At 35.1% G+C, this 12,063-nt stretch carries 10 protein-coding genes and 1 pseudogene; 6 read left to right on the top strand and 5 right to left on the bottom strand.

Annotation, left to right across the window (positions count from 1 at the left end):
• Positions 1–73: 73 nt before the first annotated feature.
• From LEM02_RS00550 to rnc, 3 genes are all read left to right on the top strand, one after another.
• Positions 74–871, top strand: a complete 798-nt coding sequence (locus LEM02_RS00550; RefSeq protein WP_226079274.1) for a hypothetical protein — start codon at positions 74–76, stop codon at positions 869–871.
• A gap of 69 nt (positions 872–940) precedes the next feature.
• The gene (locus LEM02_RS00545; protein ID WP_226079273.1) at positions 941–2,008 is read left to right on the top strand and encodes a quinone-dependent dihydroorotate dehydrogenase; all 1,068 of its coding nucleotides are present in this window, start codon (positions 941–943) and stop codon (positions 2,006–2,008) included.
• An 89-nt stretch (positions 2,009–2,097) separates the two neighbouring features.
• Entirely contained in the window at positions 2,098–2,796 is a 699-nt protein-coding gene (gene rnc, locus LEM02_RS00540; RefSeq protein ID WP_226079466.1) for a ribonuclease III, read from the top strand.
• Between the two features lie 49 nt (positions 2,797–2,845).
• Here the strand turns inward: rnc and LEM02_RS00535 are convergent, their stop codons facing one another.
• From LEM02_RS00535 to LEM02_RS00525, 3 genes are read right to left on the bottom strand one after another with little or no spacing between them, the layout of a single operon-like run.
• Positions 2,846–3,454 carry an SCO family protein gene (locus LEM02_RS00535; RefSeq protein WP_226079272.1) on the bottom strand — a complete coding sequence of 203 codons (609 nt, stop codon included), beginning with the start codon at positions 3,452–3,454 and terminating at the stop codon, positions 2,846–2,848.
• Between the two features lie 34 nt (positions 3,455–3,488).
• Complete coding sequence (gene dnaQ, locus LEM02_RS00530; protein ID WP_226079271.1) at positions 3,489–4,193, bottom strand: DNA polymerase III subunit epsilon; 705 nt, start codon at positions 4,191–4,193, stop codon at positions 3,489–3,491.
• 13 nt (positions 4,194–4,206) lie between these two features.
• Positions 4,207–4,866 (bottom strand): Tim44/TimA family putative adaptor protein, encoded by a 660-nt coding sequence (locus LEM02_RS00525; protein WP_226079270.1) that lies wholly within the window; start codon positions 4,864–4,866, stop codon positions 4,207–4,209.
• A gap of 164 nt (positions 4,867–5,030) precedes the next feature.
• Here LEM02_RS00525 and secB point away from each other — a divergent pair, with 164 nt between their 5' ends.
• A complete protein-coding gene (gene secB, locus LEM02_RS00520; protein ID WP_226079269.1) occupies positions 5,031–5,534 on the top strand; it encodes a protein-export chaperone SecB in 504 nt (167 codons plus the stop codon).
• A gap of 196 nt (positions 5,535–5,730) precedes the next feature.
• Here the strand turns inward: secB and LEM02_RS06860 are convergent.
• Positions 5,731–5,859, bottom strand: a pseudogene (locus LEM02_RS06860) (WPE palindromic element domain-containing protein); the annotation flags it as partial.
• A gap of 99 nt (positions 5,860–5,958) precedes the next feature.
• Positions 5,959–6,120 (bottom strand): WPE palindromic element domain-containing protein, encoded by a 162-nt coding sequence (locus LEM02_RS00510; protein ID WP_156488163.1) that lies wholly within the window; start codon positions 6,118–6,120, stop codon positions 5,959–5,961.
• A 19-nt stretch (positions 6,121–6,139) separates the two neighbouring features.
• On the opposite strand from LEM02_RS00510, the gene acnA reads away from it, so the two are divergent.
• Positions 6,140–8,743: an aconitate hydratase AcnA gene (gene acnA / locus LEM02_RS00505; RefSeq protein ID WP_226079268.1), complete on the top strand. Its 2,604-nt coding sequence runs from the start codon at positions 6,140–6,142 to the stop codon at positions 8,741–8,743.
• Between the two features lie 127 nt (positions 8,744–8,870).
• Positions 8,871–12,011, top strand: coding sequence for a bifunctional proline dehydrogenase/L-glutamate gamma-semialdehyde dehydrogenase PutA (putA, locus tag LEM02_RS00500; RefSeq protein ID WP_226079267.1), 3,141 nt, complete (start codon positions 8,871–8,873; stop codon positions 12,009–12,011).
• Positions 12,012–12,063: the final 52 nt, after the last annotated feature.

Genomic DNA, 12,063 nt, shown 5'->3' with positions numbered 1-12,063 from the left:
TTTGGCAAGAGGTGTGGCTTTTAATGAAATATTAAAAAAAATAAGATACTATATTCAAAATATAAGCAGTAAAATGCCAAAAAGACTAACGAAAGTTTTATTATTGATTAGTTTGTCCTTCTTGCTTACCAGTTGCACTTTCCACTACTTATTAAAGAGCTCTTATACTCATCTTGCACCAGAAAAGTATCCTGCATCTAACAAACAACCGGTTTACGTTGGTACAGCTTACAGTGCACAGACTATATATAATGCATTATTTAATGACTTTCTGTTAATAGGTAAGTCATCGTTCACAGCCAAACATGGACGTGCTAGTCAGTATGTTAATTATGGAAGAGAAGTTGGAGCAGATGTGATAATCGTATCATTTCAAAATATGCAGAAGGATAAAGAGAATTTTAGCATCACAGAACAATTATTATTCGACACAAGCTTAACAACATTTCATACAAGGACCATTATAAACTTTGATCAGGATGTACTCTTTCTAAAAAAAATAGGTGATGCAAGAGCTCCATGGGAATATATCAAAGGAGAGTTCGAGCTTTACGAAAAAGATGATACTGATCCATATCTAGGGAATTGGGTGGGATATAGAATATGCAAGATTGCGATATATTCTTCAGAAGATGAATACTTAGGATTTATAAATGAAGATAATTGTAAAGAAAAATCTGGAATAAATAAGATGCTTGCTTGGAAAAATGGGGATGTAAGGTTACGGATTAATAAACAATCAAAACAGGGATTTTATTTAAATCGGAATAAGATTCCTATACTAATAAAATCTCAAATTAACAAATTTGGCTATCTCGAATTATTAGATAAAAATACTGATCAAGTTGTAGTTTCCCTTCAGAAAAATTAGTTTTTGCTCATAGAAACTATATACTTACTATCTCGATAAACCTCAAGCTTTCTAAGTTATTCTTGTTGCATGGTAAAAAATAAACTAAAAATAAGCAAAGTGTTTTACAAAATGATATTACGTAATTTATTGTTTTTACTGCCGCCTGAAATTGCTCACTCCTTGGTAATCACAGCGTTAAAAAAGATGCCCTGTAGGAAACCTATAGAGCTACCGAAGTCTTTAAATGTAAACTTTTTTGGTAATAAACTTAGGAGTCCTGTAGGTCTTGCTGCAGGTTTTGATAAAAATGCGGAAGTTGTAAAGCCGATGCTCTCATTTGGTTTTGGATTTATTGAGGCTGGTACTGTAACTAAACATCCCCAATATGGAAACAAAAAACCGAGAATTTTTCGGTTAATTAAAGATGAAGGAATAATTAATAGATTGGGATTCAATAATAAAGGGGTAGACTATTTTCTTAAACAGATAAGTGAAACTAAGCTTGATGATTGTATTTTTGGCATCAACATAGGAAAAAACAGTACATCAAAGGATCAAATAAGCGATTATGTTGACTTAATAAAGATAGTATATGGAAAGAGCGATTATATAGTACTGAACATCTCATCCCCAAACACACCTAACTTACGCGATTTGCACAATAAACAAGAATTATCTGAATTGTTGAAATCTATCACTCTAACCCGGAGATCAATCGATAGTTCTGAATCCATACCGATAATATTAAAAATTTCTCCAGATATAGACCAGCAAACAAAAGAAAATATCGCTGAGCTTACACTAGAATATAAGATTGACGGCTTAATAGTAAGCAACACTACGATAAGTCGAGATTTTTACTATAATGAGAGCGGTGGGTTGAGTGGTAGACCATTGTTTCAACTTTCAACCGAGTTATTGAGTGATATGTACAAGCTTACTAAGAGCAGAATTTTATTGATAGGATGTGGGGGAGTTTCAAGTGGTGTTGATGCATATGAAAAAATAAAGGCAGGAGCTTCTTTAGTCCAGCTATACACTGCTCTTGTATACCAGGGGCATCAAGTTGTGAACAAAATTAACCTGGAGCTTGCGGAACTAGTAAGAAGGGATGGATTTAGTAACGTTACTGAAGCGGTGGGTTGTATACATTAATTTTGGAAGTGGTGGTATTATTTTAATAAAATAAAACTAATTCTCTGGTATAAAGGTGGTAGAAAGTGCTTTTCTATTGAATGATTAATATGAGAGTTTTGAACGATACAATATCTAAAGTTATTAATTATAAATTTACAGATTATGCAATATTAGAAGAGGCATTAACCCACCCAAGCGTAAATAAGAGAAATAGCGAAGACCAGGTTGTAAGCTACGAAAGGCTAGAGTTTTTGGGCGATAGTGTTTTGAATATGGTTGTATCTGTTATGCTGTTTAAAATGTTTCCTGAAGAAAAAGAAGGAGCATTGGCAAAAAGAAAAACGGATTTAGTTTGTGGCAGTACCATTGCTAATGTTGCTAAAGAAATAGAGTTAGGTAACTTTATTATCATGAATAATAGTGAACGTTGTAACGGAGGAAAATGTAACTTAAAAAATTTAGAAAATTCGCTTGAAGCACTAATAGGTGCAATTTATATTGACGGCGGACTTGAGAGTGTTGAGAAATTTATTATCCGACATTGGGAAAAGCTAGCTAAGGACATCCTCGATCCTCCTCAAGATTCTAAAACTTCACTGCAAGAATGGACTCAGAGAAATAAATTACCTTTACCAAAGTATGAGCTTGTAAAACAAACTGGACCAGCACACAATCCTGAATTTACTATATCAGTTTGCATAGAGAGTTATGACAAAGTTTCTGCATGCGCTCCTAGTAAGAAAATTGCTGAACAAAAAGCTGCTGAGTTGATGCTAGAAAAAATTAGAAAAAACAACTCGATTTAAACAGAATAGCCATTAACATAAACTTAAAGTAGGCGAATAGCCCTTTAGTTCAGCTTACATATTTTCTTACTTCAGCCAAAATCTTATCAGATTGACTTTCATCTGAATTTAAATCAGCTACAAAGTGTGTGACATATTTTCCTTCAGGGCCAATAAGGTATATTATTGAAGAATGGTTAATTTCCTCTTCTCCACCTACTTTGCTTGCATATACTTTATACTTTGCAACTACTTCATCTATTTTCTGTCTTTCACCAGTTAGCATTTGTATTCTATGGTCAAATTGCTGCTGAAATTCTTTAAGCCTTTCTATGTTATCGCGCTCAGGATCGACTGTAATAAACAATGTTTGTAATTTGTTGTTAGTTTTCTCATCTAATTTTGCAAGTGTTTCTGAAATTATTCCAAGATTCATAGGACAAATTTTTTTACATGAGGAAAACCCGAAAAAAATCATCATATACTTATCTTTAAAATCACCACTGCGTACTATTTGTCCATCCTGATTAATCAAAGAAAAATCCCCACCTACCTTGACTTCTACGTTTTGAACCACAGCTGGAGCAAATATACCCTTTTTAGTGAAATAACAATAACCAAGAAAAATGGCTGCTAATGCTATCAATAAACTAGATAATAACCTTATAGACTTTATCATTAAAGCGTTCCCAAAAAATTAAATTATATATTGATTAGTTGATTGACTCAATATATTCCTTCCAAAGTGGACTATTAATTTTGTCTAACAGTTTCTTATGCTCATCAATTTCTTTACTACTTGGTGAGTGTTCTCTGCGAGCTAAATTACGCACTTTATGCTGAATAAACGTGGAGTTATTGCTCTGATCACATTCACTGTTAAATAAAAAGGTTTGCAATCCTCCTGTAAGTTCAACATAGACCTTTGCAAGCAATTGAGCATCAACTAATGCTCCGTGCAACTCTCTACCTTCTAGCGATATATCAAAACGCTTGCATAATGCATTTAAGGAAGCAGGTGATCCTACAAACTTTTTTCTTGCAAGTGGCAATGTATCTAGCACTCTATCTGAGGAAATTAATCCAGCATTTAACTTACTTAACTCCATATTAAGAAACTTAACATCGAACTCAGCATTATGAATTACCAAAATGTCATTAGATATGAAGTCAAGAAATTCAAGTGCAACATCTGAAAATAGTGGTTTATCTTCCAAAAACTCCTCACTAATACCATGAATCTTAAATGAGTGGTAAGGTATGTCTCTTTCTGGATTAAGATATCGATGAAATGTTTTACCTGTTGGAATACGATTAATTAGTTCCACACATCCTATCTCAATAATTCGATGGCCAGATTCAGTGTCAAGACCTGTAGTTTCAGTATCAAGTACTATTTCGCGTAGCTTGCTCTCCATCAGTGCAACAACCTTACTTATCGTTTGTTGTTAAATTTTTATCAATACTTGTCTTTTTGTAGTTAATAGAAACAAGCAACCAAGTTGGATCTGATGAATTAATATTTTTTTTGAATTGCCATACATCCTCAACTTTGTTAATAGTGGACATACTACCTGATATGATTTCTCCTTTATTATTCTTAACAAAATTAATTTGCTCTGAAAGGAAGTATACTGCAATAAATACTACGTTTTTTACTAGCCTTATTTCTAAGATTTTTTGTAAAACAATAGAAACAATTATAGACTCGTGTATCTCTTTACGATGTTTAATTTTGTCCACAAAGCTGTTATACAAATCTTTGTCCAGAAGGGATTTTAATTGAGGTAAATTTCCTTGGTTAAAATATTTAATTATTAATTCAAAAGCTATGCTTGAACCTTCTATAAAATTGAAAATAGAGAACTCTCTGTTTTTTTGTAATATTTGTTCATAAGTAGCTTCTATTGAACTTTTGTCATTGCTATAAGTATAATCTTCGATATTTTCTACCACATCCTCTTTACTTTGACTTACATCTAATACACCTGTTAGCTTTTTTAGATTGAGACTGGATGATCTTCCTAAAGAATTATATAAGCGTGAAAAAATAAACGCCGCTAGTAAAGCGTATATTACAAGCTCTATCATGGTAACTGAACCCCTTGATACATAAGATATCTAAATATTATTAATTATTGATAAAAATATGTTTTTCATATTAACTTATAGTTAGGTTTACTATTCATTTGTAAATGGATATATTATATAAGAAAGTATTAAACATCTCAACTTAATTAAAGGAGACGTAAGAAATGTCACAACACAAAATGAAAATTCATGGTCAGTATGTCAAAGATTTTTCGTTTGAGAATCCAAATTCGCCATTCCTTCCTTCTAGTAAAGCTCCTGATATTAATGTAATGGTTAATATTAATTCAGCAAAATTAGAAGGAACAGAAAATAAAAAAGGAATAAGTGAAGAAAAGCCTTTTCATGAAATTACTTTGCATATAGAAGCCAAAGCAACGGTAAAAGATGAAGATGTAAAAAATGATATAGCTTTCATTTGCGAGGTAAAGTATTGCGGTATTTTTTCAATAGAAAACTTTACAAAGCTAAGTGAAGAAGAGGTGAGACAAGCTTTATTTATTGGTGGACCTACTTTTCTTTTCCCTTTTGCAAGAGAGATAATTGCAAGAGCTACAAGTAGTGGTGGGTTTCCTCCACTTATGCTAGATCCTATAGATTTTGAAACTATGTATCAGCAGCAAAGTCAACAACAAAAAAGTAGCGCTAGTAATTCCAAATTTAACTAATACAGTGTAATATAGCTAAAAATAGCTGTGCTACTGAGGTACCAAAGAAGGAAATATCTGAAATGAAGCAGAATATGCATAATAATTTTGAATGTGATCTATATATCCAGTTGTCATCCAAATGTACTTCATCCTTGTCATCCAGGTGCAAATTATTCTTGTCATCCCAGTGCGTGACACTGGGATCTAGTTCACAACTGTACGAATGTTGCAATGTGGCACGATGTTGCATAATAAATGATGTCATTCCAGTGCGTGACACTGGAATCCAGTTCTTATTATACAGCTATCTGGTGTACTTATTTAAAATTAAGTTTTCTGGATCTCAGTGCCAAAGCACTGGGATGACACCCTTCCTGGCGGAGATTATTCTCAAATCACAACGTTCGTACAGTTGTGGATCCAGTTTCGTTGTTCAATTTCATCAAAAGTGTTGTATAGCGTGCTTATTTGCAATCAAATTTTCTGGATCCCAGTGTCTGGGCACTGGGATGACATTGGTAGTTATGCTTACTCTACTGCAACACGGGACGTTCGTACAGTTGTGTGTCATGCACTGGAATGACATCATTAGTTGATTTTTCACTTAAAAATGGTTACACACGATGAATAATTCTTTAAACGCAAAAACAACTTTAAACATTGACGGAAAGTCATACAAATACTTTAGCCTTAGCACTGCTAGTAAATTTTTAGGGACAGATGTAACTAAATTGCCTTGTTCACTCAAGGTATTGCTTGAAAATTTATTGCGCAACGAAGATGGAGTAAGCGTTAAATTAGATGACATAAAGATATTAGCAAATTGCGTCAAGAAACACATTAATCACGAAATTAGCTACAAACCAGCAAGGGTGTTGATGCAGGATTTCACGGGAGTTCCTGCTATTGTTGACTTAGCTTCAATGCGTAATTATGTGAAGAAAAACGGGGGCAACCCAAGCAAAATAAATCCATCTGTACCTGTTGATCTTGTGATCGACCACTCTGTTCAAGTGGATAGTTATGGGAGCACTTCCGCATTTGGTAAAAACGTTGAATTGGAAGTGAAAAGAAATTTGGAGAGATATCAATTCTTAAAATGGGGAGAATCGTCCTTCACAAATTTTAGAGTAGTACCACCAGGTACTGGAATTTGCCACCAAGTGAATCTTGAGTATTTAGCGCAAGTTGTATGTAACGATAACGGAGTTGTATATCCAGATACCTTAATTGGTACGGATAGTCACACTACTATGGTGAATGGTTTATCGGTTCTTGGTTGGGGCGTTGGTGGAATAGAAGCTGAATCTGTGATGCTTGGTCAACCAATTAGTATGGTGATTCCAGAGGTAGTAGGATTTAAATTAATTGGAAGACTTTCAGAAGGAGTAACCGCAACTGACCTAGTGCTAACGATTACCAATATTCTAAGAGCAAAAGGCGTTGTTGGCAGATTTGTAGAATTTTATGGTGATGGCTTAGATTGTTTATCTTTGGCAGATAGAGCAACCATAGCTAATATGGCTCCAGAGTATGGTGCAACTTGTGGATTCTTTCCAATTGACCAGAATACGCTAGATTATTTAAACTTGACCGGAAGGCCAAAAGAGTTGGTTAAATTGGTTGAAATCTATGCAAAAGAGCAAGGGCTGTGGCGTAGCGATGACGAATTGGCATTCTTTGATACACTGGAACTTAATTTATCGAGTGTGGAGCCAGTAATGGCCGGTCCAAAAAGACCGCAAGATAAGGTTTTTCTTTCGCAAGTGGCAGAATCTTTTTCTAAATCATTTCCAGTTAATGAGTCAGAGGAAAGCGATAAACTCCAAGATGGAAGTGTAGTTATTGCAGCAATAACAAGCTGCACTAATACTTCAAACCCAAGCGTAATGATTGCTGCTGGACTTGTAGCGCGTAATGCAGTCAACCTTGGATTAAAATCAAAGCCTTGGGTTAAAACTTCTCTTGCTCCAGGGTCACAAGTTGTAACAGAATATTTAGAAAAGTCAGGATTACAAGAAGATCTAAATACTTTGGGCTTTAATTTAGTTGGATATGGCTGCACAACTTGTATTGGAAACTCCGGTCCGCTCAATAAAGATATAGAGGATGATATTAAAAACAAAAATTTAACCGTTGCTGCGGTTTTATCTGGTAATCGTAATTTTGAGGGGAGAATTCATCCTTCAGTCAAAGCTAATTACTTAGCATCTCCGCCACTTGTCGTTGCTTATGCACTTGCAGGTACTGTACAAATTGACCTGACAAAAGATCCTATATGCAAAGATAAGAATGGAAGTGATGTTTATCTCAAAGATATATGGCCAACAAATAATAAAGTTGAGAGCTGTGTTAAAAGTGTTGTGACGCGTGAAATGTTCATACAAAAGTATAAGGATGTTTTTTCTGGTGATGAGCATTGGCAAAAGATAAAGTGTGAGAAAAGTGAGATCTATGATTGGGACGCGAAAAGCACTTACATACAAAACCCTCCCTATTTTGATAATTTATCAACTAAGAACAATAAAAGCAACATAGTTGATATAAAGAATGCGCAAATACTAGCGATGTTTGGCGATAGCGTCACTACCGACCACATTTCCCCTGCTGGAAATATTGCCTCAAATAGTCCTGCAGGCATATATTTGAAAGGTCTTGGAGTTGAACCGCAAGATTTCAATTCATATGGATCTCGCCGCGGTAACCACGACGTAATGATGCGTGGAACCTTTGCTAATATCAGAATAAGAAATAAAATGGTGAGCGCTGAAGGTGGCTATACGAAACATATTCCTTCTCAAGAAACTATGTCAATTTTTGATGCAGCAATGCAATATAAAAGAGAAGCTGTTCCATTAGTTGTCATTGCAGGAAAAGAATATGGTACAGGTTCAAGTAGGGATTGGGCAGCAAAGGGTACTGCATTGCTGGGAATTAAAGCTGTGATTGCAGAAAGTTTTGAACGCATACATAGGTCCAATTTGGTCGGTATGGGTGTTCTTCCACTTGCATTTCAGGATGGAGTAACGAGGAAGATATTTGATGGTAGTGAGATAGTGAGCATAAAAGGTGAAGTAGTACCAAATGGAAATCTAGAATGTATCATTAAAAGAAAGGATGATTCAGAGCAATCCATTCAACTCAAGTGCTGTGTACAAACTGCAACTGAGGTTAAGTACTTGATGAGTGGTGGAGTGTTGAGCTATATACTTGCGCAGTCCTTTTGAGCTATCACAGTCATTAACTAGGTTTTTTGAATCGATTCTGGCTCTTTATTTAAATAATAATTTATTCGATGCAAAGTTATGATATAATCTTACCTTACATATGGTAAAGGGTGTTTTGTAGATAATTATGATCAGTTCTATACAAGAACCTAACGCATTACGAAAACGATTGCAGGCATTTTATCGTGCTGATGAAAAAAGTCACGTACGTTATCTTGTAGAAAAATCAGAACTTTCGGCTGATTCAAAAAACATAGTTTACAATATTGCAAAACAAATTGTCGAAAAGATTAGAGGTAGTAAATTAGGCATTATAGATTCTTTTATACAACAGTACTCACTTTCTAACGACGAAGGAGTAGCGCTAATGTGTCTTGCTGAATCATTACTTAGAATACCAGACGATTACACAATAGATGAATTGATCAAAGATAAAATTGCCAACCAGGAATGGAATAAACACTTGGGGCGTTCCTCTTCATTGTTTGTTAATGCTTCTACATGGAGTTTAATTATAGGAAGCAGTATATTAAGAAACAATGAAGAGGATTCAAAATTCTATCACATAATTTCCAGGTTATTGAAAAGTTTAGGAGAGCCAATAATCCGCAAAGCGGTGAAACAAGCAATATCCATTCTTGGCAAGCATTTTATTGTTGGAGAAACTATAGAAAAAGCATTGGAAAGTGTGAAATCAGATGACTACAGTAAGTATTTATGCTCTTTTGATATGCTTGGTGAATCTGCTTGCACAGTTGAGGATGCGGAAGAGTATTTTAATTTATACATGCATGCAATAAAAGCCATAGGTGAATCTGCTGACATAAATGATTGCTTTAAATCTCAAGGGGTTTCAATCAAATTGTCTTCACTGCACTCACGTTATGAATTTAGCCAATTTGGTAATATAGCTGAAGAGCTGAGAGCTAAGTTGCTGGAACTGTGTCATGAAGCGAAGAAATATAACATTTCACTTTGTATAGATGCAGAAGAATCAGAAAGACTTGAGATGTCATTAGTTTTATTTGAGCAATTGCGTCTTGATGATTCACTTTTTAAGTGGGAGGGGCTTGGCTTGGCTGTGCAAGCGTATCAAAAACGTGCTTTATCTGTTCTTGATTTTGTTGAAGATGTTGCCATTCGATCAAAGCATAAAATTATGGTGAGGCTTGTAAAAGGAGCGTATTGGGACTCAGAAATCAAGCGCACACAAGAATTAGGGTTAATTGGTTATCCGGTGTTTACTAGAAAAAGCCACACAGATGTATGCTACCTTGCCTGTGCGCAGAAACTTTTAAGCAAAGAGAATCACTTTTATCCATGTTTTGGAACTCATAATGCTTATACTTTTGCTACTATAATAGAGCTTGCCGATAAAAATCATCCTGGATTTGAGTTTCAGTGCTTACATGGAATGGGTAAAAGTTTGTATGATTATGCAATTTCAGAACTTGCAACAAGCATCAATTGTCGTATATATGCACCAGTTGGTAAACATAGTGATTTATTGCCATACCTTATTAGGCGCCTTCTTGAAAATGGAGCTAATAGCTCGTTTGTCAATCAAGTAAATGATTCTGACGTTAAAATTGAAGAATTAGTTTCAGATCCATTAGAAAAAGTAAAAAGCTTAGAATATGAGCCTCATCCAAGCATTCCGTTGCCACGAGATATTTTTGGAGAGGAAAGAAAAAACTCCTTAGGAATGGATATTAGCGATTCAATTGCAGTTTCACAATTTGCAAATGATGTAAGGGAATTTAGTGAAAAGAAATGGCAAGTTGGTCCAATAATTGATGGAGAGTCGTTTCTTGACAGTGCGGAATTTACCGAAGTAGTGAATCCTGCACATTTGGAAAATGTAATTGGAGAAGTGTCAAGTGCAACAAGTGCTCAGGCTTTAAATGCTCTTAAAATAGCACATAGTGCTTTTACTAAGTGGCAGAATGTTTCAGCAGAAGAGCGCGCTAAATGCCTTGAAAAAGCTGCAGATTTGCTTGAGGAAAGGATGAAAGAGTTAATTTATATTCTGATTGTAGAAGCAGGAAAAATTTTACCCGATGCAATAGCAGAAGTAAGAGAGGCAATCGACTTTTTGCGCTATTATGCAATGATAGCAAAAAATGAACTGAATGACTGGAAAAAATTGCCAGGTCCAACAGGTGAAGATAACTTCATCTTTTTTGAAGGCAGAGGAGTTTTCTTATGCATATCACCGTGGAATTTTCCACTTGCTATCTTCATTGGACAGGTTTCAGCTGCACTTGCAGCAGGTAATGCAGTGCTGGCAAAACCGGCAGAGCAAACGCCGATTATTGCCTATGAAGCCGTTAAGATACTACACGAAGCTGGAATACCAAAAAATGTGCTACACCTTATTCCAGGAGATGGTTGGTATTTAGGTAAAACATTAGTACCAGATAATAGAATTTCCGGTGTAGCTTTTACTGGTTCAACACAAACTGCTCAAATAATTAATCGAATGCTTGCTAGCAGAGATGGTCCTATTGTGCCACTTATCGCTGAGACTGGTGGATTAAATGCTATGATTGTTGATAGTTCTGCTCTTTTAGAGCAGGTAACTAAGGATGTTTTAATTTCTGCATTTCGCAGTGGCGGTCAACGTTGTTCTGCTCTCAGAGTGCTATTTATTCAAGAAGATATAGCAGAAAAACAGATAAAAATGATATGCAATGCAGCTCAAGAACTAAAGATAGGTGACCCAATACAACTGAGCACAGATATTGGTCCAATAATTGACAAAGCATCTATTGATATGCTCACTAAACATACGGAAAAAATATCAAGGGATGAAGATTCAAACCTTTTGTCCAAGGTACCCATGGATACAAATTCTTATAATGGTTATTTCTTTCCTCCGTACATTTATGAGATACAAAAAATTTCGCAATTAAAGCAAGAAGTGTTTGGGCCTATTTTACATATCATACGTTTTAATAAGTCGCAGTTAAATGAAGTTATAAGTGATATAAACAATACAGGATATGGACTTACGTTTTCTTTGCAAAGCCGTGTACAAAGTCAGATCGATTTAATAAGCAAGAAAATATCAGTTGGAAATGTATACATCAATCGCAATCAAATAGGTGCAGCAGTTGGAATGCAGCCATTTGGTGGTAGAGGACTATCAGGTACCGGACCAAAAGCTGGTGGTCCTAATTATCTGCAACGTTTTTCTACAGAAAAGGTTGTAAGTGTCAATACTACAGCATGTGGCGGTAATATTACACTTGCGTGTTTGGATTGATTTGCAATTCCTAAATTGGGAGTCCATGCAGTTGTGTATGTAGTACTAAAAT

Origin of the sequence: Wolbachia endosymbiont of Tribolium confusum (assembly GCF_020405475.1) — a bacterium.
In the GTDB taxonomy this organism is placed as follows: Bacteria; Pseudomonadota; Alphaproteobacteria; order Rickettsiales; family Anaplasmataceae; genus Wolbachia.
Note: the sequence above shows the minus strand (reverse complement) of the source record. Positions and strands in the feature narration are given on the sequence as shown.